The sequence below is a fragment of the Nocardiopsis sp. NPDC006139 genome (assembly GCF_040614155.1).
Classification (GTDB): domain Bacteria; phylum Actinomycetota; class Actinomycetes; order Streptosporangiales; family Streptosporangiaceae; genus Nocardiopsis; species Nocardiopsis changdeensis.
This window is the reverse complement of sequence record NZ_JBEXTT010000003.1, coordinates 1-25,351: the sequence shown is the minus strand read 5'-3', so window position 1 is coordinate 25,351 and position 25,351 is coordinate 1. Positions and strand designations below refer to the sequence as shown.

At 73.2% G+C, this 25,351-nt stretch carries 26 protein-coding genes; 9 read left to right on the top strand and 17 right to left on the bottom strand.

Annotated elements, in window-relative coordinates; translation table 11 throughout:
• Positions 1-15: 15 nt before the first annotated feature.
• From ABZ249_RS04485 to ABZ249_RS04460, 6 genes are all read right to left on the bottom strand, one after another.
• Positions 16-648 (bottom strand): response regulator transcription factor, encoded by a 633-nt coding sequence (locus tag ABZ249_RS04485; protein WP_355257180.1) that lies wholly within the window; start codon positions 646-648, stop codon positions 16-18.
• A gap of 117 nt (positions 649-765) precedes the next feature.
• On the bottom strand, positions 766-2,025 hold the full coding sequence (locus tag ABZ249_RS04480; RefSeq protein WP_355257177.1) for a histidine kinase: 1,260 nt from the start codon (positions 2,023-2,025) through the stop codon (positions 766-768).
• Between the two features lie 7 nt (positions 2,026-2,032).
• Positions 2,033-2,782, bottom strand: coding sequence for an ABC transporter permease (locus tag ABZ249_RS04475; RefSeq protein ID WP_355257174.1), 750 nt, complete (start codon positions 2,780-2,782; stop codon positions 2,033-2,035).
• On the bottom strand, positions 2,779-3,720 hold the full coding sequence (locus ABZ249_RS04470) for an ABC transporter ATP-binding protein (RefSeq protein WP_355257171.1): 942 nt from the start codon (positions 3,718-3,720) through the stop codon (positions 2,779-2,781). The genes ABZ249_RS04475 and ABZ249_RS04470 overlap by 4 nt, the downstream gene beginning before the upstream one ends.
• Before the next feature lie 249 nt (positions 3,721-3,969).
• Entirely contained in the window at positions 3,970-4,173 is a 204-nt protein-coding gene (gene bldC, locus ABZ249_RS04465) for a developmental transcriptional regulator BldC (protein WP_013155387.1), read from the bottom strand.
• A 700-nt stretch (positions 4,174-4,873) separates the two neighbouring features.
• A complete protein-coding gene (locus ABZ249_RS04460) occupies positions 4,874-5,707 on the bottom strand; it encodes a hypothetical protein (RefSeq protein ID WP_355257168.1) in 834 nt (277 codons plus the stop codon).
• A 302-nt stretch (positions 5,708-6,009) separates the two neighbouring features.
• On the opposite strand from ABZ249_RS04460, the gene ABZ249_RS04455 reads away from it, so the two are divergent.
• Positions 6,010-6,231, top strand: a complete 222-nt coding sequence (locus ABZ249_RS04455; protein WP_220564528.1) for a DUF3073 domain-containing protein — start codon at positions 6,010-6,012, stop codon at positions 6,229-6,231.
• Positions 6,232-6,378: 147 nt separating this feature from the next.
• Here ABZ249_RS04455 and purM read toward each other — a convergent pair whose 3' ends face one another.
• The 3 genes from purM to ABZ249_RS04440 all read right to left on the bottom strand — a co-directional run bounded on the left by purM (position 6,379) and on the right by ABZ249_RS04440 (position 9,517).
• Positions 6,379-7,440: a phosphoribosylformylglycinamidine cyclo-ligase gene (purM, locus tag ABZ249_RS04450; protein ID WP_355257165.1), complete on the bottom strand. Its 1,062-nt coding sequence runs from the start codon at positions 7,438-7,440 to the stop codon at positions 6,379-6,381.
• A gap of 116 nt (positions 7,441-7,556) precedes the next feature.
• Positions 7,557-9,053 carry an amidophosphoribosyltransferase gene (gene purF, locus ABZ249_RS04445; protein ID WP_220564530.1) on the bottom strand — a complete coding sequence of 499 codons (1,497 nt, stop codon included), beginning with the start codon at positions 9,051-9,053 and terminating at the stop codon, positions 7,557-7,559.
• 2 nt (positions 9,054-9,055) lie between these two features.
• Entirely contained in the window at positions 9,056-9,517 is a 462-nt protein-coding gene (locus ABZ249_RS04440) for a sterol carrier family protein (RefSeq protein ID WP_355257162.1), read from the bottom strand.
• 547 nt (positions 9,518-10,064) lie between these two features.
• On the opposite strand from ABZ249_RS04440, the gene ABZ249_RS04435 reads away from it, so the two are divergent.
• Complete coding sequence (locus ABZ249_RS04435; protein WP_220564532.1) at positions 10,065-10,682, top strand: DUF47 family protein; 618 nt, start codon at positions 10,065-10,067, stop codon at positions 10,680-10,682.
• Positions 10,683-10,701: 19 nt separating this feature from the next.
• Here ABZ249_RS04435 and ABZ249_RS04430 read toward each other — a convergent pair whose 3' ends face one another.
• The gene (locus ABZ249_RS04430) at positions 10,702-11,736 is read right to left on the bottom strand and encodes a hypothetical protein (protein WP_355257158.1); all 1,035 of its coding nucleotides are present in this window, start codon (positions 11,734-11,736) and stop codon (positions 10,702-10,704) included.
• Positions 11,737-11,818: 82 nt separating this feature from the next.
• Here ABZ249_RS04430 and ABZ249_RS04425 point away from each other — a divergent pair, with 82 nt between their 5' ends.
• Positions 11,819-12,274, top strand: a complete 456-nt coding sequence (locus tag ABZ249_RS04425) for a PaaI family thioesterase (RefSeq protein WP_220564534.1) — start codon at positions 11,819-11,821, stop codon at positions 12,272-12,274.
• On the opposite strand, the gene ABZ249_RS04420 is transcribed toward ABZ249_RS04425, so the two are convergent.
• Positions 12,261-13,223 carry a nucleoside hydrolase gene (locus ABZ249_RS04420; RefSeq protein ID WP_355257155.1) on the bottom strand — a complete coding sequence of 321 codons (963 nt, stop codon included), beginning with the start codon at positions 13,221-13,223 and terminating at the stop codon, positions 12,261-12,263. The two genes, ABZ249_RS04425 and ABZ249_RS04420, sit on opposite strands and share 14 nt — an antisense overlap.
• A gap of 358 nt (positions 13,224-13,581) precedes the next feature.
• Between ABZ249_RS04420 and ABZ249_RS04415 the strand changes: the two genes are divergently transcribed.
• Positions 13,582-13,923 carry an SH3 domain-containing protein gene (locus ABZ249_RS04415; protein WP_355257152.1) on the top strand — a complete coding sequence of 114 codons (342 nt, stop codon included), beginning with the start codon at positions 13,582-13,584 and terminating at the stop codon, positions 13,921-13,923.
• A gap of 309 nt (positions 13,924-14,232) precedes the next feature.
• Here ABZ249_RS04415 and pstB read toward each other — a convergent pair whose 3' ends face one another.
• The 6 genes from pstB to ABZ249_RS04385 all read right to left on the bottom strand — a co-directional run bounded on the left by pstB (position 14,233) and on the right by ABZ249_RS04385 (position 20,715).
• Entirely contained in the window at positions 14,233-15,012 is a 780-nt protein-coding gene (pstB, locus tag ABZ249_RS04410; protein ID WP_355257150.1) for a phosphate ABC transporter ATP-binding protein PstB, read from the bottom strand.
• A gap of 32 nt (positions 15,013-15,044) precedes the next feature.
• Positions 15,045-16,130 (bottom strand): phosphate ABC transporter permease PstA, encoded by a 1,086-nt coding sequence (gene pstA, locus ABZ249_RS04405; RefSeq protein ID WP_355257147.1) that lies wholly within the window; start codon positions 16,128-16,130, stop codon positions 15,045-15,047.
• Positions 16,130-17,092: a phosphate ABC transporter permease subunit PstC gene (gene pstC / locus ABZ249_RS04400; RefSeq protein WP_355257144.1), complete on the bottom strand. Its 963-nt coding sequence runs from the start codon at positions 17,090-17,092 to the stop codon at positions 16,130-16,132. Before pstC ends, pstA begins: the two co-directional genes overlap by 1 nt.
• A gap of 317 nt (positions 17,093-17,409) precedes the next feature.
• Complete coding sequence (mshD, locus tag ABZ249_RS04395; protein WP_355257141.1) at positions 17,410-18,396, bottom strand: mycothiol synthase; 987 nt, start codon at positions 18,394-18,396, stop codon at positions 17,410-17,412.
• A 143-nt stretch (positions 18,397-18,539) separates the two neighbouring features.
• A complete protein-coding gene (locus ABZ249_RS04390) occupies positions 18,540-19,544 on the bottom strand; it encodes a hypothetical protein (protein ID WP_355257138.1) in 1,005 nt (334 codons plus the stop codon).
• 388 nt (positions 19,545-19,932) lie between these two features.
• On the bottom strand, positions 19,933-20,715 hold the full coding sequence (locus ABZ249_RS04385; protein WP_220564542.1) for a response regulator transcription factor: 783 nt from the start codon (positions 20,713-20,715) through the stop codon (positions 19,933-19,935).
• Between the two features lie 109 nt (positions 20,716-20,824).
• Between ABZ249_RS04385 and ABZ249_RS04380 the strand changes: the two genes are divergently transcribed.
• The 5 genes from ABZ249_RS04380 to hemC all read left to right on the top strand — a co-directional run bounded on the left by ABZ249_RS04380 (position 20,825) and on the right by hemC (position 25,247).
• Positions 20,825-21,082: a MoaD/ThiS family protein gene (locus tag ABZ249_RS04380; protein WP_220564543.1), complete on the top strand. Its 258-nt coding sequence runs from the start codon at positions 20,825-20,827 to the stop codon at positions 21,080-21,082.
• Between the two features lie 34 nt (positions 21,083-21,116).
• A complete protein-coding gene (locus ABZ249_RS04375; protein ID WP_220564544.1) occupies positions 21,117-21,383 on the top strand; it encodes a glutaredoxin family protein in 267 nt (88 codons plus the stop codon).
• A gap of 564 nt (positions 21,384-21,947) precedes the next feature.
• A complete protein-coding gene (locus ABZ249_RS04370; protein ID WP_220564545.1) occupies positions 21,948-22,643 on the top strand; it encodes a redox-sensing transcriptional repressor Rex in 696 nt (231 codons plus the stop codon).
• Positions 22,644-22,806: 163 nt separating this feature from the next.
• Positions 22,807-24,273 (top strand): glutamyl-tRNA reductase, encoded by a 1,467-nt coding sequence (locus ABZ249_RS04365; protein WP_355257133.1) that lies wholly within the window; start codon positions 22,807-22,809, stop codon positions 24,271-24,273.
• Positions 24,270-25,247 carry a hydroxymethylbilane synthase gene (gene hemC / locus ABZ249_RS04360; protein WP_355257130.1) on the top strand — a complete coding sequence of 326 codons (978 nt, stop codon included), beginning with the start codon at positions 24,270-24,272 and terminating at the stop codon, positions 25,245-25,247. The genes ABZ249_RS04365 and hemC overlap by 4 nt, the downstream gene beginning before the upstream one ends.
• Positions 25,248-25,351 lie beyond the last annotated feature (104 nt).

The window sequence follows — 25,351 nt, the reverse complement described above, 5'->3', positions numbered from 1 at the left end:
GGCCCGGGCCGGGCGTCAGAGCCAGCCCTTCTCGTAGGCCACCCGCGCCGCCTCCGTGCGGTTGCGGGTGCCGGTCTTGCCGATGGCCGAGGACAGGTAGTTGCGGACGGTGCTCTCCGACAGGTGCAGCCGGGCCGAGATGTCGGCGACCGTGGAGCCGTCCCTGGCGGCCGCCAGCAGCTGGCGTTCCCGGGCGGTCAGCGGATCCGGCTCCGAGCCCAGCGCGGCGGCGGCCAGGCCCGGGTCGACCACCGTCCCGCCCGCGGCCACGCGCCGGATCGCCGCGGCCAGTTCCTCCACGGGGCCGTCCTTGCAGAGGAACCCGGCGGCGCCCGCCTCCATCGCGCGGCGCAGGTAGCCGGGGCGCCCGAAGGTGGTGACGATGAGGACCCGGCAGGACGGCAGCCGCTCGCGCAGCTCCGCGGCGGCCTCCAGGCCGCTGCCGCCGGGCAGCTCGATGTCCAGCACGGCGACGTCCGCCCGGTGCTCCACCGCGGCGGGCACGATCCCTGGGCCGTCGGCCACCAGGGCCACGACCTCCAGGTCCTCCTCCAGACCCAGCAGGAGGGCCATCGCGTCGCGCATCATCCCCTGGTCCTCGGCCAGCAGGACCCGGACGGGGGAGGAGGGGGTGTCGGCAGCACTCATGGGCCGAACCCTAGGGCACCGCCCCCGGCGCGGGCGACCGCTCCCCGCCCCGGACCCGCGGGTCCCGCGGGTCCCGCGGGTCCCGTGGGCCTCGGGCGCGCCCGGCCGCCCCGCCCCTCACGGGAGCAGCGCCTCCCCGTCCGCCACCGGGAGTTCGGCGACCACCCGGAACCCGCCCCCGGGCAGGGCCCCGCTCTCCAGCCGGCCGCCCGCCAGGGCCAGCCGCTCGCCGAGCCCGGCCAGCCCGTGCCCGCCTCCGCGCCGCTCCCGCGGGCCGTCGCGTCGTCCCTCCCGCGGGCCCCCGCCGGGCGCGGGACCGCCCCCGCCGTCGTCGGCCACGGTGACCCGGACGGTGCCGTCCGCGTGCTCCACGGACAGCTCCGCCGACGCGGCGCCGCTGTGCCGGAGCACGTTCGTCACGGCCTCGCGCACCACCCAGCCCAGGACCGCCTCGGCCCGCGCCGGGACGGGCGGCCCCGACCGGCGCACCGCCACGGCGATGCCGGCCCCCTCCAGGGCCGGGACCGCCCGCTCCAGCTCGCGGGTCAGCCCGTCCTCCCGGTACCCGGAGACCGCCTCCCGGATCTCGGTCAGCGAGCGCCGCCCCACCTCCTCGATGTCGGCGGCCTGCGCGGCGGCGGCCGCCGCGTCGCGCGGGGCCAGCCTGCGCACCGCCTCGGCCTTGACCACGATCACCGACATGCTGTGTCCGAGCAGGTCGTGCAGGTCGCGGGCGAACCGCAGCCGCTCCCGGTCCACCGCGGCCAGGGCCAGCTCCTCCCTGGTCCGGCGCAGCTCCCGCACGGTCTCGTTGAGCCCCAGCAGCGCGGACACCATGACCCCCGAGATGAACGTGCCGTACCCGGAGACCATCGGCAGCCACAGGGCGTCGCCCCGGTGCCCGGCGATCACCCCGGCCGCCCCGCCCAGCACGATCAGCGCGCCCACCAGCGGCACCGTCGGCAGGGCGGTCCCGCAGGCCAGCGCCGCCATCATGAACAGGAACACCCAGGTGTCGCCGTAGACCAGCGCCAGCACCGTCGTCAGCGCCGCCTGGGCGGCCAGCAGCCAGAGCAGGCCCCGGCCCGCGTACCGGGGCGGCGAGAGGTCCCGGGTGACCACGGCGGCGTACAGGGCCGAGACCGCCAGCAGCCCGGCCCAGCCGAACCAGGGCCAGCGGGCGCCGTCGAACAGGTCGGTGACGGCCCCCGCGGTCAGCAGCAGCCCGGGCAGGTACCCGGTGCGCCCGGGCGGCCCGACCGGTCCCAGCGCCGCGACCGGGTCCACGACACCGCAGCCCTCGCGGTCGTCCCCGCCACCGCCACCGCCACCGCCGGCGGCGCCGGCCGCCCCACCGCCCCCGGACCGGTCGTCCATCGCGTTCCTAGCCCTTCGTCGCCGGTCGCAGGAAGGAGTGCACCGCGTAGGCCCCGAACACCAGGGTCCACCCGAGCAGCCCCGCCACGGTACCGGGGGAGGGCGCGGCCCCGTCCACGGTGGCCCACCCCAGCGCCCCGAACAGGTGGCCCGGAGACCAGGCGGCGAGGTCCGCCAGCGCCCCGGGGAACTCCGAGAGCGGGAACCACAGGCCGCCGAGCAGGGCCAGCAGCAGGTTGACCACGATGTTGGTCGTCCCGGCCGCGGAGGGCGACAGCCGGTACCCGTTGGCGATGCCCAGCAGCACGAACGGCAGCGCCCCGACCCACAGCAGCAGCGGCAGCACGGCCCACTGCCACGCCTCCAGCCGGACGCCGTTCAGCAGCGCCCCGGTGGCCAGGACCAGCAGCACGGAGGGCAGCACCATGAGCGACCCGGTGATCGCCCGCCCGGCCACCACCGTCCACGGCCGCATCGGCAGCAGGCGCAGCAGGCGCAGCCAGCCGGTCCCCTTGTCCTCGGCGACGGCGGTCCCGGCCGACAGACCGGAGCCGAGCGCGCCGTAGGCGGCCAGGCCCACCATGGACACCACGGCCCAGCCCGGGTCGGCCGGGCCGTCGCCGCGGCCGATGCTCGTGAACAGCACGTACATCAGCACGGGGGTGCCCAGTCCGAAGATCATGAACCCGGGGTCGCGGTAGGTGCGGCGGAGCTCCAGGCCCACGTAGGCGGTCAGCAGGACGGCGGTGCGGGTCATCGGTCGGCCTTCCGGGCTCGGGCGGGGGAGGGGGAGGACTCGGAGGTGATGCCGATGAAGGCGTCCTCCAGGTTCGCGGTGGCGACCTCCAGGTCGCGCACCCGGACCAGGGCGCTCAGGGCGTGCACGGTCTCGTCGGAGTCGGCGGTGCGCAGCCGGATCCGGCCGCCCAGGTCCTCCACGGACACCACTCCGGGCAGGCCCTCCAGGCCCGCGGGGCGTTCGGCGCCGTCGGGCAGCGCGAAGGACACCATGCCGGTCCCGAACGAGCGGCGGATGCGGTCCGGGGCGTCGTCGGCGATGACCCGGCCGCGGTCGATGACGACGACCCGGTCCGCGTTGAGGTCGGCCTCGTCCAGGTGGTGGGTGGAGAAGAGCACGGTGGTGCCGCGCTCGGTGAGGGCGCGCACGGAATCCCAGAACACGCGGCGGGCGGCCACGTCCAGGGCGGCCGTGGGCTCGTCCAGGATCAGCAGGTCGGGGTCGCCGACCAGGGCGAGGGCGAAGCACACCCGCTGGGTCTGGCCGCCGGAGAGGCGGTCCGCGCGGCGGCGGGCCACCCCGGTCAGCCCGGCCAGCTCCAGGGCCTCGGCGACCGGCATGGGGGCGCGGTGGGTGCGGGCGACGAACCCGACCAGCTCGCGCACGGTGACCCGGGGGACGGGCCGGACGTCCTGGAGCATCGCCCCGACCCGGCCCGCGTCGACGGCCGCGCGGGGGGCGCCCCCGAACAGCCGGGCGGTCCCGGAGGTGGGGGTGTCCAGCCCCAGCAGGATGTCGACCGTCGTGGACTTGCCGGCGCCGTTGCGGCCCAGCAGCGCGACCCGCTCGCCGGCGCCGATGCCGAGGTCCACGCCGTCCACGGCGCGCACCGCGCCGAACTCCTTGACGACCCCGTTGAGTTCCACGGCCGGGGGTGCCGCCTGCGTCCTGTCCATGCCCCGAACGCTACGGAGCGGCTGGGGCCCGCTGTAGATGGAAATGTACGGACCCCGCCGGTACGAATGTCCCATCCGCAGGTGGGAGGGGGTGCGGGGCCCGGGCCGCCGTACCCCGGAGGCGCCCCGGGAGCACAAGGGGGCGGGCCTTCTCGGTGAAGGCCCGCCCTCGGGTCTTGTCAGCCTGCCTGCACGGCCGGAGCCCGTCCGGCCGTTTCCCCCCGGAACCAGCGGCTCAGACCGGGGAGATCACTCCGTACGCTGGCTGGGGATGCCGGCCAGCAGGGCACGGACCTCCGTCTCACGGTAGCGACGGTGTCCGCCCAAGGTGCGGATCGAGGTCAGCTTGCCCGCCTTGGCCCAGCGCGTCACGGTCTTGGGGTCCACGCGGAACATGGTGGCAACCTCGGCGGGGGTCAACAGGGGCTCCGCCTCGGGCGTGCGAGTTGACATGTGTACGGCCTCTCCTCCTGGATCTGTGTGCCGATCCTTGAGCCTGTGATCCTGGCGCTTCGCCCGGATGTCCAATATGAGTCCATATTGGCATCACCCGAGGTGATGGTGCAGCCACTTTCAGCAACTTTGCTCATGGGAGGCCCTGGAAAGCCGCCCGTGGCTGCGTCACGCTAAGTGATTCTAGCGACACGTTTAGTGGCATGTGGCGTATTCGGTCAAAACTTCGTTCTCGGGCCTTGTTTTTCTCGATCCGGAGGTCACGAAGTGCTACAGAGGTCTGACCGAAACCCCGGTGCCGGGCCTGCTGCCCGCTGGATCGCGCCTTCGGCCGGCCCGCCGGGGGAGGGCGGGGCCGCCGGGGGCGGGATCCCCCTCCGCGGGCCGCCCCGGGGCGGTCGGGTCGCGCGGGATCGCCCGCGCGGTAGGGGTTCTCCGATGGACGGCGGTGCTTTCGGTGATCGGACGGCTACAGTCTACGTCGATCACTAACGGGCGTTATGCCCAGTTTCACCACGCTTGATGTCGTGCGCGGACGACGTCCGGGCTCGCACCGTTGTCACGTGCGCAAACGGGTACGCCGGGCGGAAAGAAACCTGGTGTACCAGGTTCGCGGGCGGCGCGTCGCGGGGGTGTCGGCGCTGGAATTTCACGACACCCAGGGGTCGGTGTCCACGAAAATCTGGGCATCTCATCACCCTCAGTTGGCGTGCTCCAGGGCGCGGATCGACCTCCACCTGCGCAGCAGCCGGTCCCGCAGTTCGACCACCCGCTCCGCGTCGCCGGCCGCCAGAGCCTCCACCGCGGCGGCCACCTCCGCCACCGAGCGCTCCCCGGCCAGGTGCTCGTCGTCCAGCAGGTGCACCAGGCCGCCGTAGTCCAGCTCCAGCAGCGAACCCGGATGGGCCACCGCCCGCAGCCACTCCACCAGCCCCTCCGTGGCCGCCGACACGGCGTGCCGCCCGATGTACTCCGTCAGCACCGCCGCCGTGCGCTCCAGGCGCTCCAGGCCCGTCGCGGTCCGCGTCAGGTACAGCAGGGCCCGGGTGGGCCCCGCCTCCGGCACCAGGCGCCGCTCCCCGTCCGAGAAGGGCACGAACCACGCCACCGGGACCGCCCAGTTGCTCGACAGGATCCCCGGCCGCAGGCGCGCGCCCGAGGCCCGCCACTCCCGGTACCCGTCCTCGACCCGCTCCGCCTCCCGCTCGGACACGAACGCCTCGCTCAGCGCCGGGGGGACCCGCTCCGCGAAGTCCGCGAACGCCCGCCACGACCGCAGCCGGGTCTCCCAGGGGCACACGTACAGCCGCCCCTCCACCCGGCGCAGGTACGCGTTGCGGCTCTCCTCGCGCGGCGCCAGGACCGGCGGGGTCACCACCAGGCGGCCCAGGCTCTCGGCCTGCTCGGCGGCCAGCGCGTGCGCGCGGCGCGGCCGGTCGGGGGACCGCGCGTACTCCTCCCAGCGTCTCCGCTCGTCCGGCGCGAACGACTCGATCGGCTGATAGACGCGGAGATAGGCGGTGTAGGGCAGCACGGAACGCATCGTGGCACACATCCCGCCGTGTGGCACTCGCCACGCCCGAACCCCGTATCCGCCGGTCGGGGAGGGTTTGCAGGGTGGCGACCGGCGGCGCCCCGGGGCGTGCCGCGTCCCCGCACCACATCCGTCACACCCGGGTGGCGTAGGCACGGCGGGGCCCGACCAGGTACGGTTGTACGTGTACGTAAGCTGACGCCTGTCGTCAGTCGCGTTTGACGGCCGTCAGCCCGTTCAGTGCGGGTTAGTTAAGTGATCCGGGGTTCCGTCGGAACCCCATCGTTGAGGGGGTCGAGCCAATGGGGCGCGGCCGAGCCAAGGCCAAGCAGCAGAAGGTCGCCCGGAAGCTCAAGTACAGCACCGGTGGGACCGACCTTGATCGGCTGCGGTCGGAGCTGGGTGTCGCTGAGGATGAGGGACCGACCGGACCGGGTCCGGACGATTCCTACGCGGATTCTCACGATGACCTGATCGACCGTTACGCGGATCTCGCCGAGAAGTACTCGGAGTCCGACAAGTAGCAGTACGTCGGGCGGGGCTTCCAGGTCGCTCGGGCAACACAGCAGACCTGCGGACACCACCGGTCCCCCACCAGGGGCCGGGCCGGACAGGTGGATATAGCCGGTGCGAACCACTGCGGTGGTTCGCACCGGCTATGTTCGCGTCCGTCACGCGCCGGGGTGCTCGCCGTCCAGGCGGGCCAGCCCGGAACCGGACACGATCGTGCCCAGGCGCCAGGCGGGGACACCGCGCTCGGAGAGCACGTCCAGGGCGCGCCCTTCGTCCTGCGCCGCGACGACCGCCACCATGCCCACACCCATGTTGAACGTGGCCTCCATGTCCTCCCGCGACACGCCGCCCCGCTCCGCCAGCAGGCCGAACACGGGGGCGGGCGTCCAGGTGGAGCGGTCCAGCACCGCGTCCAGGTGTCCGGGCAGCGACCGCGACAGGTTGGCGGCCAGCCCGCCGCCGGTGATGTGCGAGTACGCGTGCACCTCCACGGCGCCGGTCAGCGCCACGCAGTCCTTGGCGTAGATCCGGGTCGGCGTGAGCAGGACCTCGCCCAGCTCCCCGCCCAGCTCCGGCACGTGCGCCCGCAGGTCCAGCCCCGCGGTGTCCACGATGTGGCGGATCAGCGAGTAGCCGTTGGAGTGCGGGCCCGAGGACGCCATCGCGATGACGGCGTCGCCCTCGCGGACCCGGTCCGGGCCCAGGATCGCGTCGCCCTCCACCACGCCGGTCCCGGCGCCGGCCAGGTCGTACTCCTCGGGGCCCATCGCCCCGGGGTGCTCGGCGGTCTCCCCGCCGATCAGGGAGCACCCGGCCTGGTGGCAGCCCTCGGCGATGCCGCCGACGATCTCGGCGATCCGCTCGGGGACCACCGACCCGCAGGCGATGTAGTCGGTCATGAACAGCGGCTCGGCACCGCTGACGACCAGGTCGTCGACGACCATGCCCACCAGGTCGATGCCGATGGTGTCGTGGCGGTCGAGCTTCTGGGCGAGCAGGACCTTGGTGCCCACGCCGTCGGTGGAGGTGGCCAGCACCGGGTCCTTGTACTTGGCGGTGTCCAGGCGGAACAGGCCCGCGAATCCGCTGGCGTCGGTGACCTGCTCGGGGCGCCGCGTCCGCGCGACATGGCGCTTCATCAGGTCGACGGCGCGCTCCCCGGCGGCGATGTCGACGCCCGCGGCGGCGTACGCCCCCGTGGTCTTGCTGTCGGCTGCCACGCGAGTTCTCCTCGTGCTGTGATGGTTGGTGCTCGTTGTGCCGGACGGCCCGCCGGCCCCGCGGTCGGATCCGGGGCACGGCGGACGTCCGCACGGCGGTGACGCCGTGCGGACGGTTACTTGGTGCTGGTGGCCAGGGTGGATCCCTCGGGAGTCCCGCAGGACTTCTCCAGCAGGTACTTGCCGCGCGCGGCGGGGTCCACCTCGATCGGGTAGACGCCGTCGAAGCAGGCCCGGCACAGGTCGTTCTTGGGCACTGTGGTGGCGGCGATCAGCTCGTCCAGCTCGACGAAGGCCAGGCTGTCGGCGTTCACGGACGCGGCGATCTCGTCCACCGAGAGGTTCGCGGCGATGAGCTCGGCGCGGGTGGCGAAGTCGATGCCGTAGTAGCAGGGCCACAGCACGGGCGGGCTGGAGATGCGCACGTGCACCTCGGCGGCGCCCGCGTCGCGCAGCATCCGGACCAGTGCCCGCTGGGTGTTGCCGCGCACGATGGAGTCGTCCACGACCACCAGGCGGCGGCCCTGGATGACCTCGCGCAGCGGGTTGAGCTTGAGCCGGATGCCCAGCTGGCGCAGGGTCTGGCTGGGCTGGATGAAGGTCCGGCCCACGTAGGAGTTCTTGACCAGGCCCTGGGCGAACGGGATGCCGCTCTCCTCGGCGTAGCCGACCGCGGCGGGGGTGCCGGACTCGGGCACCGGGATGACCAGGTCGGCGTCCACCGGGTGCTGCCTGGCCAGGCGGCGGCCCACCTCCACGCGAGTGGAGTTGACGTTGCGCCCGGCGATGGTGGTGTCGGGGCGGGCCAGGTAGACGTACTCGAACAGGCAGCCCTTGCGGCGGGCGGGCGCGAACCGGCGGGACCGGACGCCGCGCTCGTCGATGGTGAGCAGCTCGCCCGGCTCGATCTCGCGGACCACCTCGGCGCCCACGATGTCCAGGGCGGCGGTCTCGCTGGCGACCACCCAGCCGCCCGCGCCGGAGGTCTCGCCCAGGCGGCCCAGCACGAACGGGCGGATGCCCTGCGGGTCGCGGGCCGCGTACAGGGTGTTCTCGTCCATGAACACCAGGGAGAAGGCGCCCTGGACCTGCGGGAGCAGCTCCATGGCGGCCTCTTCGACGGTGCTGCCGTCGCGGGCCCGGGAGGCCAGCAGGTTGGTGAGGACCTCGGTGTCCGTCGTCGCGTTGCGCCGGGTGTCGGGCAGCAGCGCGGCCAGTTCCGGGGTGTTGATCAGGTTGCCGTTGTGGCCGAGGGCCAGGCCCCCCTCGCGCGCCGTGTAGAAGGTCGGCTGCGCGTTCTCCCACACCGGTGAGCCGGTGGTGGAGTAGCGGCAGTGGCCGATGGCGAGGTGGCCGCGCAGGGAGTCCAGGGTCGCCTCGTTGAAGACCTGGGAGACCAGTCCCATGTCCTTGTAGACGACGATCCGTTCCCCGTCGCTCAGAGCGATGCCCGCGGATTCCTGTCCGCGGTGCTGCAATGCGTAGAGACCGAAGTAGGTGAGCTTGCTGACTTCTTCGCCGGGAGCCCAGACCCCGAATACACCGCAGGCGTCCTGCGGGCCGCGTTCGAGCGGATCGAGGTCCATGGAGAGCCGGCCGTCGGAGTACGACACGCTCACAGCTTAGTGCCTGGGGACGAGGGCGGGACCACCCGGGGCCACAGGGGCAGGTGTTCGGACAGGTCGGAGCGGGTGCCGCTGGCCTGGACCTCCCCGTCCGCGATCGCCTGCCCCCAGGCGGTTCCGCCCGTCGCCAGGCGCAGCCAGACGGCGGGGGAGGTCTCCACCACACCGGGAGGGGTGCCCCGGGTGTGACGTGGGCCCTCGATCGCCTGTACGGCTCCGAACGGCGGGACGCGGACCTCCAGGGAGTTGCCGGGCGCCCGGTCGGCGAGCAGGGCCAGGGAGGCCCGCACGGCGAGTTTCACCAGCTTGGGCGCGGCGCCGGGGGCCATCGCGGTGCGCACGAGCAGGGCCACGGCGTCTTCGGGTCCCAGGTTCTCGGGGGTGGTGGCGCCCGCCTCGGCCAGGGCCAGCCGGACCCGGCGCACCAGTGCGGGAGTGAGGTTGGACGGCATGGGTCCGAGCCTAGATCGTGTCCTTCGGCCCACCCGCCGTCCCCGGCCGCAGGCCCGCGGCCACGGGCCCTCCCGGGGCCTCCGGACCCCCGGTGACACCGGAGAACACCCGGGAACAGGCCCCGGGCGGCGTCGGGGAGGTGGCGGCCGGGGGTCCGGGAAGCCGGATCGACCGGAGCGGGGCAACGTGCGGGTGAACGAGAGGGATACTTGCCATTGCCGCCCAATGGCCCGAAAGTGGACATCGGAGAACCGTGGGGTCGGCGTCCACCGGTCTCCCACCGATCGGGTGATTCGTGTCTCAGCGCACCGCTGGTCAGCGGGCCCGGAACACGGTAGCGTCCCGAACCGTCCCGGTGTCGTTGAGATTGGGAGGAATGCGATGGGCCCCTTCCCCCAGGGAGTTCCACGCACCGGTGCCGCCGAGTGAACGAGGGATGACCGCGCACGCGATCGACGCGACGGACCCTCGCGTCAAGACGAGCCGCTCGGCGGACCCGCTTAACATCCACCAAGGAAGACCCACCGCACCATCGGGAGAGACGACGTGCGCCTGCGTTTGCGCCCGCGTGATGACAGCTACTACGAGATGTTCACCGATTCGGCGAACAATTTGGTCATCGCGGCCCGCCTTCTGGTGGAGCTGATGAGCGACGGTGCCGACCGAGAGGCCATCACCGAGAAGATGCGCGCCTGCGAGCACGCGGGCGACGACGCCACGCACGCGATCATGCGCCGCCTCAACAAGAGCTCGGCACCCCCCATGCACCGGGAGGACATCTACCGGCTGGCCTCCAACCTCGACGACGTCATGGACTCGATGGAGGCGGCGGTCGACCTCATCGGCCTGTACGGCCTGGAGCGCCTCCCCAAGGGCATCATCGACCAGATCGAGGTGCTGGAGCGCGCCGCCGAGCTGACCGCCGAGGCCATGCCGCGGCTGCGCACCATGCAGGACCTCACCCGGTACTGGATCGAGATCAACCAGCTGGAGAACCAGGCGGACCGGATCTACCGCAAGCTCCTGGCCAAGCTGTTCAGCGGCGAGTACGACGCGCTGACGGTGCTCAAGCTCAAGGACGTCATCGAGGAGCTGGAGACGGCCGCGGACGCGTTCGAGCACGTGGCGAACACGGTGGAGAGCATCGTCGTCAAGAACGGCTGAGCCGCGCCCCGGACGGGGCTCAGGGCACGTCGCCGGAGAACACCAGCGGCGGGTACAGCGGCTCGCCCTCCTCGTCGTAGAACTCCAGGGTCCACTGCAGGGGCACGTCGCCCTCGGTGATGAGGCAGTCCGCGTCCCAGCTCCCGCTTCGACCGGGTGCGAGGCTCCGCGGCGGGTCCACGCTCTCGCCCATGGCGGGTGCGATGGACTCCTGGAGCGGATCGCCGACGGCGCAGGTGTCCAGCGGCGATCCGGTGTGCACGGGGGCGCCGGTGCCGTTGGTGGCGGTGACCGTCCAGGCGAAGTAGTGCAGGGCGTCGTACTGCGGCTCCCGCGGGGTCTCCTCCTCGCCCCACTCGTCCTCCCCGGGGCCCTCGCCCGGCTGCTCGGGGACCTCCTCCGGGGACTCCCCGGCGGGGCCGTCCCCTTCGGACTCCTCCTCGGCGGGGCCGGTGTCCCCGGGCGACTCCCCGCCGGATTCCTCTTCTTCGGGAGCGGTGTCCTCGGGGGACTCTCCGTTGGATCCCTCCTCCTCAGGGCCGGTGTCCCCGGGGGATTCTCCGTCGGTCCCCTCCTCCCCAGGGGAGGCGTCCTCGGGGGACTCCCCGCCGGAGGGCCCGTCCTGCGGGGCCTCCCCGGGGGACTCCCCCTCATCCGGGGACTCCCCGCCCTCCGGCGGCCCCTCCCGCGGAGTGGCGCCGTCCCCGGGCTCCCGGGGCGCGCGCCGGTCCTCGTCCCCCTCCGTCCGGCGCTCCACCGGGCCCATGCTCACCGAGAAGCCGTCCGCGAACGTGTGGGAGCCGCCCAGGGGCAGGTGGACGGCCGCGCCCCCGCCGGGCTCCTCCGTCCTGCCCGGACCGCTGTCGGACCCCTCCTGCTCCCCCTGGCCGCCGGGCGGCCGCGACGGGGGCCCGGACGGGCTCCCCGACGGCGGGGGAGCGGTCTCGGTCCGCTCCCCCTCCCCGCCGGTGGTGTCGACACCGACGGGGCCGCAGGCGGTCGCGTACACCAGGGCCGCCGCCGCCGCGGCGGAGGCGAGTGTGGAAGTCTGCACGGTGGATCCTCCTCCCTGAGGCGGACCCTAGGTGACATATCCCCACAAAAGGGTCAAAGCGCGTAGAAGAAAGCGGGACCGCATGTCCACCGAGAACCCCGAGCCCGGAACCGCGCCGCTCTCCGGGGCCGACGCCCTGGCCCTGGCCGCGGCGGTGCTGGACGCCCAGCCGTTCAGCCGGCTGATCGGCGCCCGGGTCACCCGCTTCGCCCCGGGCGACGCGGTCCTGGAACTGGACGTGCGCGACGAGCTGCTCCAGCAGAACGGCTTCCTGCACGGCGGCGTGCTCTCCTACGCCGCCGACAACGCGCTCACCTTCGCCGGGGGCACCGTGCTGGGCCCGTCGGTCCTCACCGGCGGCTTCACCATCGAGTACCTGCGCCCGGCCCGCGGCGTCCGCCTCAGCGCCCGCGCGCACGTGGTCGAGCACACCCGCCGCCGCGCCCTGTGCCGCTGCGACCTGGTGATGGCCGACGCCGAGGGCGGCGAGACGACCGTCGCCGCCGCCCAGGGCGTCATCACGTTCACAGGCCGGTGATCTCGCGCTCCGGCGCGGTCTCGCGGGCCAGCACGCCCTTGATCAGCTCGTAGAACGCCTCGGAGTCGACCTCCTCGACCACCCGGGCGTTGGGCTCCAGGCCGTGCACGCCCCACGACATGGCCGAGTAGCCCCGGGTCAGCTCCCCGGCGGTCTCCACGTCCACGTGGTACGGCGAGGCCCTGCGCACCAGCTCGGGGTGGAGCAGCACCGCGGCGGTCAGCGAGTCGGGGTGCGTGGTGCCGTCGATGCCGACCCTGCGGTCGAACTCCAGGGTCGCCGCGCAGATGCGGGTGAAGAACCGCGACAGGGGCGTGTCCAGCGCGGCGATCTCGTCCAGGCGCTCCTGCCCGAACACGGCCTGGCGCAGCGTGAGCGGGTCCCAGGGCACCACGGTGATGTCGAACCCGGCGGAGAACACCGCCTTGGCCGCCTCGGGGTCCACGTAGAAGTTGAACTCGGCGGCGGCGGTGATGTTGCCGCGGCCGTTGTTGGAGCCGCCCATGATGAACAGCGACTTCACGTTCCGCGCGAAGCCGGGGTCCTTCACCACCGCGGCGGCGATGTTGGTGAGCGGGCCGATCGCCACGATCGACAGCTCGCCGGGGGCCTCGGCGGCCATCCGCACCAGGGCGTCCACGGCGTGCTCGGCCTCCGGCACCAGGCCCTCCTGTGCCATGGCCAGCCCCCCGGAGCCGTCGCCGTGCACGTCCTCGGCGCTCACCCACTCGCGCACCAGCGGCCGCCGGCAGCCCAGGTACACGGGCACCGCGGGCGTCCCGGCGACGTTCAGCGTCATGAACGCGTTGCGGACCTGCTGGTCGAAGCCCACGTTCCCGGCGACCATCGTGATCGCCCGCAGGTCGGCCGCCGGGTCCAGCAGGCCGACCAGCAGGGCGACGCAGTCGTCCTGCGCGGTATCGGTGTCGATCACCAACGGCACGGTCATGCGGTTCCCCCAGACGAACGAACGGGAGCCCGCCGCGGGCCCCCTCCCGGTCCCATTCAACCCCGCCGCCGGGAGCGGTCCACGTCACGTCGGGCCCCCGGGACGGGCGCGTGCGGCGCACGGGGCCGGCCCTCCCGCGCGGGATGATAAGCCGGGCAAAGGGTCGGGTCAATACTCGAATAGGGCTTTGAGGGATCTTCTCCGAGAAAGAGGAGGGGGTGGCCTGATGTGGTCGGAATCATGCGTGGAATGGGCTTCCCCGTTACTCTGGGCGTGGATTCCAGAGGCCTTGCCCGCCACGGGATTCCACCCTCGGCCGAGGTCCCCCGATCAAGCCTTGAATGATGGAGGAAAGCCTGTGAAGGCCACGAAGTCCCGTCGGCTCGCCCGCGGCCTGGCGACCATGGCGGCCACCGCCGGTGCCGTCGTCATCGGCCTGTCCGCCCCCGCCCAGGCGGCCCCCGCGCCCGAGCAGGCGCCGGCGGCCGCCGCCGTCTGGTGCACCTACAAGGTCAACGCCAGCGGCGGCCTGAACATCCGCAGCGGCCCCGGAACCGGCTACTCCATCGTGGGTTCGCTGGCCAACGGCGCGATCGTGAACGCGACCCAGTCCACCACCAACGGCTTCCGGCAGATCGGCTCCAGCCGGTGGGTCTCGGCCAGCTACCTCGTCAAGCAGTCCGGTAACTGCTTCACCTGATCCTCCGCCCGACCCCCGGCCGGGCCCCCGCCCGGCCGGGACGGCGCGCGCCACCGCCCCCGAATGCGGGAAACGGTGGACAACGCCTTTCGCGACCCTTTTCCTGATTCTTCGGAATGAACAGGAAAGGGTTTCGGATCGGTTATCCGCTTCACTTCCGGACGCCCTCCGGTCCGTACCGGAGGGCCGTCGGCATTTCCTCCCGCCCGCCCCCGGGCGGCCCGGCGCCCCGCCCGCGGCGCGCCCCCCGCGCACGAAGGGGGCCCGTGTCCACGGGCCCCCTTCGGGAGGACGTCGGGCGCGCGGCGGTTACCCGAAGCGGCCGGTGATGTAGTTCTCGGTCTCCTTCTTGTCGGGACGGGTGAAGATCTTGTTCGTCTCGCCCATCTCGATCAGCTTCCCGGGCTTGCCCGGGGCCGACAGGTTGAAGAAGGCCGTGCGGTCCGAGACACGGGCCGCCTGCTGCATGTTGTGGGTGACGATCACGATCGTGTAGTCCTCCTTCAGCTTGTGAATGAGGTCCTCGATCGCCAGCGTCGAGATCGGGTCCAGCGCCGAGCACGGCTCGTCCATGAGCAGCACCGACGGCTTGACCGCCGTGGCCCGCGCGATGCACAGGCGCTGCTGCTGGCCGCCGGACAGGCCCGAACCGGGCTTGTTCAGCCGGTCCTTGACCTCTTCCCACAGGTTGGCGCCGCGCAGCGACTCCTCGACCAGGTCGTCGGCGGCGGCCTTGCTCATCCGCTTGTTGTTGAGGCGCGCCCCCGCGAGCACGTTGTCGTAGATCGACATCGTCGGGAACGGGTTGGCCTTCTGGAACACCATCCCGACCTCGCTGCGGACCATCACGGGGTCCACGTCGGGCGCGTAGATGTCCATGTCGTCCAGGAGCACCTTGCCCTCGGCGCGGGCGCCGGGGGTGACCTCGTGCATCCGGTTGAGGGTGCGCAGGAAGGTGGACTTCCCGCAGCCGGAGGACCCGATGAACGCCGTCACCGAACGCGGCTCGATGGTCATTGACACGTCCTCCACAGCGAGGAAGTCGCTGTAGTAGACGTGGAGTCCGGAGACGTCGATTCGTTTCGCCACTGGATGTTCCTCGTGATTGCCGGGTTGGCGGGCTAGCGGGACTTCGGCGCGAACAGGCGGCCGATCATGCGGGCCAGGAAGAAGAGCAGCATCACCACGAGGATGAGCGTCAGCGCGGCCGCCCAGGCCCTCTCGTAGTTGACCGCGCCGCCCATGCGGACCTGCGAGTAGATGAACACGGGAAGGCTCATCATCTGCCCGTCGAACAGGTTCCAGTTGATCGAGACCGCCGACGACCCCGCGGTGAGGATCAGCGGCGCCGTCTCTCCGATAACACGCGCGATGGCGAGCATGATTCCGGTGGTCAGGCCGGCGGCCGACGTGGGGAGCACCACCTTGGTGATGGTCCGCCACTTGGGCACGCCCAGCGCGTAGGAGGCCTCGCGCAGGTCCTGCGGGACCAGGCGGAGCATCTCCTCGCTGGAGCGCACCACGACCGGGATCATCAGCACGGCCAGCGAGATCGCGCCCGCCGCGCCGTTGGTCTTGCCGGGACCGAACAGCAGGATCCACAGGGCCACCACGAACAGACCGGCGACGATGGACGGGATGCCCGTCATGACGTCGACGAAGAACATGATGGTGCGTTTCATCCGCCCCCGCGCGTACTCCACCAGGTACACGGCGGTCATCACGCCGACCGGCACCGCGATGAGCGTGGCCATGCCGGTGATGGCCAGGGTGCCGACGATCGCGTGGTAGGCGCCGCCGGCGTCCATGCTCGGCAGCACGCCGTTCATGGAGACCGACAGGAAGTACCCGTCGAACCGGGCCATGCCGTTGCCGAGCACCGTCCACAGCACCGACACCAGCGGCAGCATCGCCAGGGTGAAGCACAGGTAGACGAGCGAGGTGACCAGGCGGTCCTTGGCCTTGCGGCCGCCCTCGACACGGGCGGAGGCCGCCACCACGATCACCGTGTAGGCGAGCGCGGTGAGCACGCCCCACAGTACGAACCCGAAGGACGAGAAGGCCAGCAGGACGCCCGCGACCACGGCGGCCGAGGAGGCCAGCAGGGCGGGCGGGAAGTAGCGGGGCAGCGAGCCGCCGCGCAGGTCGCGCCGGAGGGCGCCGGAGCCCGGGCCGGGGTCGGTGGGCTGAGCGGTCGTCAGGCTCATCAGGACTCCTTGTTGCCGCGCGCCACGATGTAGCGGGCGCCCATGTTGACGACCAGGGTGATCGCGAACAGCACCAGGCCGGCGGCGATCAGCGCGGACACGCCGTATCCGGTGGCCTCGGGGTACTGGAGCGCGATGTGCCCGGCGATGGTCTGGTTGCCGCTCTGGAGCAGGTTCCAGGAGACGGCCAGCGAGGGCGACAGGATCATGGCGACGGCCATGGTCTCGCCCAGGGCGCGTCCCATGCCGAGCATGGCGCCGCCGACGACGCCGGACTTGCCGAAGGGCAGGACGGCCAGGCGGATCATCTCCCAGCGGGTGGCGCCCATGGCCAGGGCGGCCTCCCGGTGCCCCTGCGGGACCTGGTGGAACACGTCGCGGGACATGGCGGTGATGATCGGCAGGATCATCACGGCGAGCACGATGCCCGCGGTGAGGATGGTGCGGGCCGAGGTGGAGGCGGGCCCGGCGAAGAGCGGGATCCAGCCGAGGTTGCGGGCCAGCCCCTCGTAGACGGGGACGAGCTGGGGGGCGAGGAACCCGATGCCCCACAGGCCGTAGACCACGCTGGGGATCGCGGCGAGCAGGTCCACCAGGTAGCCCAGCAGGGCGGCGAGGCGGCGCGGCGCGTAGTAGACGATGAACAGCGCGATGCCGATGGCGACCGGGGTGGCCAGCAGCAGCGCGATGGCGGCGGCCAGGACGGTGCCGAACGCCAGGGCCCCCACGCCGAACGCGGGGTTCTCGCGGACGTTGGCGTCCCAGGACTGGTCGGTGATGAAGTTCGCCGTGTTCGCGGCCAGCGACGGCCAGGCCTGAACGATCAGGAAGGCGGCGACGCCCGCGAGGATCACGAGGATCAGGATGCCCGAGCCTCGGGCGAGCCCGGCGAATGCGACATCGCCGATCCGGCGCCTGCCCTTGGGCGGTGGTGCCACCGTGGGCGCGTCCGTCGTCGTCATGTATCGGCTCCGGTTCGGAAGGGTTCAGTGCTGCCCACCAGCCCCCTGCGGGTGGGTTCCGGACCCTTGTCGGGTTCGGGTGTCCTCCCCGGGGGTTCACCCCGCGGGAGGCCGCCGCGACCGCCGAACGCCGAGAGGTCGCGATGCGCCGAATGCGAAGGTAGGCCCACTAGGTGACGAGTTGTCCCAAGGAAGGTGAACGGGAAATGAACGGGGCGTCGCACTCCCGTGGCGGCCAAGGGTTTGACCGGTTAATGTGATGAGCGGCACGTGCGGGCGGCCCGTCCTGACGGATGTCCTGCCCACCACGCGCCCCCTCATTCCTCGCCCGGCGGCTCCTCCGGCGGCGCGTACATCACGTCGGTGTCCCAGATCTCGAAGCCCAGCGAGGTGTACAGCCGCACGGCCGCCTCGTTGTCCCCGTCGACGTACAGGTGCACCCAGGGCAGCCCGGCGTCGCGCAGGTGCCGCAGCCCCTCCAGGGTGAGTGCCCGGCCCAGACCGGTGCCCTGCCACTGGGGGTCCACGCCCACCACGTACACCTCGCCGACGGGTTCGCCGTCGGTCAGCCCGGCGCCGTCGGCGTGCACCTTGGTCCAGTGGTACGCGGCGACCCGCCCGTCCTTGCCGGTGGCCAGGAAGAACCCGTTCGGGTCGAACCAGTCCTCGACCTCGCGCTGCAGCAGGTCGTCCAGGGTGAGCCTGCCCTGTTCGGGATGGTGGGCGAAGGCGCGGGCGTTGGTGTCGAGCCAGGCCTGCTCGTCCTGTCCCACCACGAACGCGCGCACCTCGACCCGGTCGGCGACCTGGGGCCGCAGCACGGGAGGGGGCAGCTCCGGAGCGGTCCGCGGCCCGCCCTTCTCCTCGGCGGCGATGTCGCGCAGCGGCATGCGCATCTTGTGGAGCTCGCGGACGGCCCGCCAGCCGTCCTCCTCGGCCACCGCCACCGCCTGCGGGGTGCGGCCGTGCGCCCACACCCGGACGCCGTTCGCGCCGGCGTCCCGGTGGACGGAGTGCAGCAGGGCGGTGCCGTGCCCGCGCCCCCGGCGGGCGGGGTCGACGACGACCTCTCCGGAGTCGGGCTCGTCCTCGCCGCGTTCGACGAACGCGAAGCCCACGACGCGGCCGTCCTCGGAGACCACGTGGAAGCGCGCGCTCCCGGAGGGCGCGCCGTGGCGGACGCGCAGCAGGGTGTGTTCGGACAGGGGGGCCACGCCGTCGGTTCTGCGGGCGGCCTCGGCGAGCGTCAGCACCTGGTCGGCCGTCGCGGCCGCCAGGTCGTCGGTGACCAGCGGGGTGCTCATGGACCGAAAGCCTACGACGACAGGCCCGTGAAGATTCCGTTGGCCTCGCCCGTGGCGTTCCGCGTCTGGTCGGAAGGGGTCCGGACACGGCCGCGCCCCGGCCCCGCGGACGCGGGGCCGGGGCGCACCGGCCTGTTCGGGCGTCAGCCCTTGCGGCGGCGCCCCTGGTAGCCGCCCGTGCCGGGGCGGACCCGGCGGGTGGGGGCCAGCGGGGCGGCCAGCAGCAGGGTGAGCAGGAAGGCGGCGAGCAGCACCGCGGGGGCCATGTTCGGTCCCATGTCGGTGTGCTCGGCGGCCACCTCGGTCTCCGCCGCGTCGTCGGACCCGGTCGGGGTGGCCAGCGGCAGGGTCGCCAGGTCCTCGCCGGGCAGCACGTCGGGCAGGTCGGCCTCGTTCCGGGGCAGGGTCGGGATGTTCGAGCCGGTGGTGGGCACGTCGCTGACACTGCTGCGCGGACGGTCGGGCGTGGAGGGCCGGGACGTGGTGCCGCTGGAGGGCCGCGACGAGGGCCGGCCGCTCGTCTCGGAACCCGGGGCGGTGGGGGTGGCCGACGGGGTAGGCCGACCGCTCGGGGTCGGGGAGGGGCTCTCGGCGGGCGGGTCCGGGCGGGTGGGGGTCGGCGACGGCGTCGGGGAGGGCGACGGGCTCGGCCCGGTGATGGTGACCGCCCACACCCCGGAGGAGATGCTGTGCACGTCGCCCGGGGGCGTGGCGCAGCCGGTCTCCGGGTCGGCGGCGGCGAAGGTCAGGGTGGCGACCACGTCGGTCGACCGCCGCGGGGAGCCGGTCACCATGACGGTGTCCGAGGCGCCGGCGGCGAGCCGTCCGGCGGCGAAGCCGTGCCCCTGGAAGCCGCCGCCGATCTCCAGCCCGATCACGCAGATGTCGAGGGTGCCGGTGTTGCTCAGGGTGAGCGTGTTGGGCGGCGCCGGGGTGCCCAGCGCGACACTGTCCGCGTCACGCGCGAAGGCGACCGCGGCGACCGGGGCCGGCGGCGGCGTGGGGGAGGGGGACGGACCGCCCGGGTCCGTGGGCTGCGCGATGGCGGGGGACGCCACCGCGACCAGGGTCGATCCGACGAACGCGGCACCGAGGGCGATGCCCAGGCGTCGGAGGGTGAGCGGGGTGTTCGCGGCGCTGGTGGACATCAGGGCGGGTTCACTCCTCAAGGGCGGTGCGCCATGCAGGGGTCCGCACCCGTCGGGGGAGCCATGCCGCGCCTGGCCTGGCCTCGGGGTGCTCCACAGATCTTAGGCCGTCCCCGCCCCGAACACGAGGCCCCACGACGCACCGTTGTCCACCCGTCACCCGCCCGTCCCCCCGGTGTCCGCCACCGTCCGCCCGCCCGCCGAGCCCCCCGTGCACAGGCGAGGAGTGCGGGGAACGCGCCTGGGAGCGGGGTGGCTCCGTGCGCTCGGGGGCCGCCGTCCGCCCGCCCGCCGCGCCCCGGCATGGGCGGGGAGCGGTGTCCCGGACGTACGGCGCGGGGCCGCCCCGACGGGGCGGCCCCGCGCCGTACGGACTGCGGGCGTCAGGTCAGCCGGTGGCGGCCTCCCGGCGGGCGGAGGGCAGCGCCTCGCCGCCCTCGCCGGACGGGGAGGGGGCGGCCCCGGACGGCTGCCCCTTGCCGACGGGGTCGGGCACGAAGCGGTAGCCGACGTTGCGGACGGTCCCGATCAGGGACTCGTACTCCGAGCCCAGCTTGGCGCGCAGCCGCCGCACGTGGACGTCGATGGTGCGGGTGCCGCCGAAGTAGTCGTAGCCCCACACCTCCTGGAGCAGCTGCGCCCGCGTGAACACCCGGCCGGGGTGCTGGGCCAGGAACTTCAGCAGCTCGAACTCCTTGAAGGTGAGGTCGAGGATGCGCCCGCGCAGCCGGGCGATGTAGGTGGCCTCGTCGATGACCAGGTCGCCGCGGCGGATCTCGTCGGGGTCGTCGGTGCCCGCGTCGGCGGATCCGATGGCCAGCCGCAACCGGGCCTCCACCTCGGCGGGACCGGCGGCGGTCAGGATGAAGTCGTTCACCTGCCAGTCCGGGGTGAGCGCGGCGACGCCGCCCTCGGTGAGGATGACGAGCAGCGGACAGTCCAGGCCCGTGGTGTCCAGCAGGCGGCAGAAGTTCCGGGCGGCCGCCAGGTCGGTACGGGCGTCGACCAGAATGGCGTCGACCGGGGCGCTGGAGCCGGTCCCGGCGCCGGACGCCAGGAGTGCGCCGGCTTCGGCAGGCGCCACCCGCACGGAGTGCAGGAGGAGGCCGAGAGCGGGCAGCACGTGATCGGACGGTTCGTTGGAGTTCGTCAACAGAAGCAGATGGCTCATGCGTCTCTTCCCGTCATCCCGCGCTATGCGGACGATCGAAGGCGCCATTGCCCCCGGTGAAGATTTGTTTAATACGTCGCCTCCGAGCAACACCAAGGATAATCAACAGATGGCGAAGTGCACTATCAGGTACTGGGCCGCGGCCAAGGAAGCGGCGGGAATCGCCGAGGAGCCGGTCCTTGCGGCGACTCTCGGCGAGGCGCTCGACGCGGCGCGCCGACTCCACCCCGACGACCGCTTTCAGCGGGTTCTCGGGGTTTCCTCGTTCCTGGTCGACGAGAAGCCGGTCGGCCGGCGGGCCCATGGTGACGTTCCGGTCACGGATGGGACTGTGATCGAGGTCCTACCGCCCTTCGCGGGCGGGTGAGGTGCTCGAAAAGGCTGCGGAATCCGGAGGAAACATGACGGAAACCCCTGAGTGGGCGGGGCGTGCGCGCGTGGTGATGCTCGGCAGGGACGGGTGCCATCTGTGCGAGGACGCCTGGAAGGTGATCGGCGCAGTCGCCGCCGAGACGGGCGCGAGCCGCGCCGAGGTGTCCCTGACCGAGGTGGGGGAGGCCGACCGGGAGGAGTACTGGGACAAGATCCCGGTCACTTTCGTCGACGGCGCCCGGCATGATTTCTGGCGGGTGGACGAAGGCCGTCTGCGCGCCGCGCTCAACGGCTGAACGGCACCGGAATCGTTCTGTTGCGAAAGCGGGATCGGCGTGTGAACGGGTTTCCCATTCACGCGCTTTCACCACCGGAACGGTCGTCGGGGGGACGGGGGCGACACCGCGCCCCATCGGGCCCGTTCCGGGCGCGGGATCGTCGGATCATCCCGGCCCGGCGGTTCGCGGGACCGGCGGGCCGGGCCGCCGCTGGGAACTTATGAGCGCGGCGTCACAAGCGACCCCACTTTGTGCGTGCTTTCACAAGCGCGTAACCTAGGGCGTGTTCGGTGGCCGCCTCCGGCAGTCCGGCGCTCGCGCCGGCCCCAGGGGCACCCTCCGGGCGATCTCTCGCAGGACGACCGGCGGGGGCGCTCCCACCGCGCCCCGTCCGGCGGGCCCCGCGGCGCCGCGCGGCGGGCCGTCGGGGGCCGGCCGTCCGAGCGCGGCCGGAGCCGCCGCGCGGGAGGTGGCCCGGCGGTCGCGCCCCGGGGGCCGGACACGGCCTCGGCCACCCGACAGCCCTCCGGGGGCGTGCCCCCGGCCCCGCGCCCGCACGACCGCCCTCAGGAGCACCCGCCCGTGACAAGTCGTCCGCCCAGGCCCCGGGAGAGGGGAATCCCGGAGGCCACCGTCGCCCGGCTCCCCGTCTACCTGCGCACCCTGCAGGCGCTCCAGGACCGGGGCACCCTCACGGTCTCGTCGGAGGACCTGGCGTCGGCCGCCGGGGTGAACTCCGCCAAACTCCGCAAGGACCTCTCCCACCTGGGGTCCTACGGAACGCGCGGGGTCGGCTACGAGGTCCGGTACCTCGTGTACCAGATCTCGCGTGAACTTGGTCTCACCCAGGACTGGGCCGTCGCCATCGTCGGCATCGGCAACCTGGGGCGCGCCCTCGCCAACTACGGGGGGTTCGGGACCCGCGGATTCCGCATCGCGGCCCTGCTCGACGCCGACCCCGCCATGGTGGGGCGGCGCGTCGCCTCACTCGACGTGGGGCATATTGACACCCTGGAAACGGTTGTCCGCGACAAGGGCGTCTCCATAGGGGTGATCACCACGCCGGCCGCGTCCGCGCAGGCGGTCGCGACCCGCTTCGTCGGGGCGGGGGTGAGCAGCATCCTCAACTTCGCGCCGGTGGTGCTGAATGTGCCGGACGGGGTCGATGTGCGTAAGGTCGACTTGTCCATCGAACTCCAGATCCTCGCCTTCCACGCGCAGCGCCGCAACGGCGACGAGGGCCACGGCGCGGAGCCGGCGGGACTGGAACTGACATGAACGAACCGCGGGGCGGCGCCCCGCGGACCGGGTCGCGAGGCCTGCATGAGCGGCGGCGGTGAGCGAGCGTCCGCCGCGCTTTCCGGGGGGCCGCCCGCAGTGCGCGGGGGGCCTGGCGGAGCATGAAGAGACGCTGATGTAGTGCCTGCATAGGAGAATGCGGATGAGTGTCCTGGCCGTGGGGTTGAGCCACCGGAGTTCGCCGGTGGCGCTCCTGGAGCGCGTCGCGCTGAACGGGGAGACGCGGGCCAAGGCCGTCGAGGAGATGCTCGGCACCGAGTCCGTCAACGAGGTGATGGTGGTCTCCACCTGCAACCGGACGGAGATCTACGCCGACGTCGACGCCTTCCACGGCGGTGTCGCCGCCGTGACCGAGCTGCTGTCCTGGCACACCGGCGTCCCCCTGGCCGAGCTGTCCGAGCACATGTACGTGCACTACGAGGATCGCGCGGTCCAGCACCTGTTCTCCGTCACCTGCGGCCTGGACTCCATGGTCCTGGGCGAGGGCCAGATCCTCGGCCAGGTCCGCGACGCCCTCAAGGCCGGACAGGAGACCGGCTCCGTCGGCCGCGTCCTCAACGACCTGGGCCAGCGCGCCCTGCGCGTGGGCAAGCGCGCCCACACCGAGACCCACCTGGACCACGCCGGGGCCGACATGGTGAGCTTCGGCCTCACCGTGGCCCTGCGCCGCCTGGGCACCGGCCCCACCGGCGGCGGCGAGGTCACCGCCGACCGCACCGTCCAGCGGCTCGGCGCCACGCCGCCGGTCGGCTGCCCGATGTCCGCGGCCGAGGGCGACACCGCCGACGCGCCGGGCATCGCCCGCGCCACCTCCGGGCCCCTGGCCGGGACGCGCGTCCTGATCCTGGGCGCGGGCTCCATGAGCGCCCTGTCCGCCAACACCGTCGCCCGCCAGGGCGCGGCCACCGTCGTCGTGGCCAACCGCACCCGTGAGCGCGCCGACCGCCTCGCCGAGTGCCTCACCGAGGCCTACGACGGCGTCGCCGCCCGCTCCGTCCCCTTCGCGGACGCCGCCGCCGTGCTGCCCGAGGTCGACCTGGTCATCTCCTGCACCGGCGCCCAGGGCCTGGTGCTGACCGCCGACGCCGTCGCCGCCGCGGGCCGCACCCGGCCGCTGGTCTTCCTCGACCTCGCGCTGCCCCACGACATCGACCACGCCGTGCGCGACCTGCCGGGGGTCCACCTCGTCGACATCGAGGACCTGCGCCGGGCCGCCTCCCACGGCGGCGGCACCGGGGCGGGCCGGGGCGGCGCCCTCGAACTCGTCCGCGGGATCGTGGACGAGGAGGTCAACGAGTTCCGCACCGTCCGCCGGGCCGCCCAGGTCGCCCCCACCGTCGTCGCCCTGCGGGCCCAGGCCCGCGACGTGGTGGAGGCCGAGCTGGACCGCCTGCACGGCCGGCTGCCCGAGGACCTGGACGACCGCACCCGCGAGGAGATCACCCGCGCGATGCGCCGCGTCGCCGACAAGCTCCTGCACAGACCCACCGTGCGGGTCAAGGAGCTGGCCGCCGCCCCCGACGGGGAGTCCTACGAGGCGGCCCTGCGTGAACTGTTCGACCTCGACACCACGACCACGGCGGCCCGCGCCGCCCAGGAGAAGGCATGACCGGCACCACCGGGCCCGCCAGGCTCGCCACCCGTCGCAGCAACATGGCCACCAGCCAGTCCCGGCTGGTCGCCGACGCCATCACCGAGCGGACGGGACGGGCGATCGAGCTGGTGCTGATCACCAGCTTCGGCGACGTCACCAAGGCCCACCTGACCCAGCTCGGCGGCACCGGCGTGTTCGTCAACGCCCTGCGCGACGAACTGGCGGCCGACGCCGTGGACTTCGCGGTCCACTCCCTCAAGGACCTGCCCACCGCGCCCGCCGACGGCCTGGTCCTGGCCGCCATCCCCGAACGCGACGACCCCCGCGACGCCCTGTGCGCCCGCGACGGCCTCAAGTTCGCCGACCTGCCCGCCGGGGCCAGGATCGGCACCGGCTCGCCGCGCCGCGTCGCCCAGCTCGCCGCCCTGCGCCCCGACCTGGAGTACGTGCCGATCCGCGGCAACGCCGAGACCCGCCTGGGCAAGGTCGCCTCCGGCGAGCTCGACGCCGTCGTCCTGGCCTACGCCGGGCTGGTCCGGGTGGGCCGCATGGCCGACGTCACCGACGTCTTCGACCCCGAGCTGGTGCTGCCCGCCCCCGGCCAGGGCGCCCTGGCCGTGGAGTGCCGCGCAGACCGGGCCGAGGGGGACCTCGCCTACCTGTCCGCCGTGGACCACCCGGCCACCCGCCTCGCGGTCGTCGCCGAGCGCACCGTGCTGTCCGAGCTCGAAGCGGGCTGCGCGGCGCCGGTGGGCGCCCACGCCCTCTACGACGCCGACAGCGGCGAGCTGCGGCTGCGCGCCGCCGTGGTGGCCACCGACGGCTCCGAGTCGGTGCGCGGCGAACGCGCCGCCGCCGTCGGGGGCCCCACCGACGTGGAGGGCGCCGCCGCCCTGGGCCGCGAGCTGGCCCGCACCATGATCGCCGACGGTGCCGACCGCATCGTCGCGGACGCCTTCGCGGAGAGGGACGCCCCGCCCGCACCCTGAGCCGGAGCCCGCCGACGGGCACGTCCGCCGTTCCCGCCCGCGTCCCGGGACGCGGGCGGGAACCAACGGACGTGGGGGGGGGCGGGTCGAGGATACGCCACCAG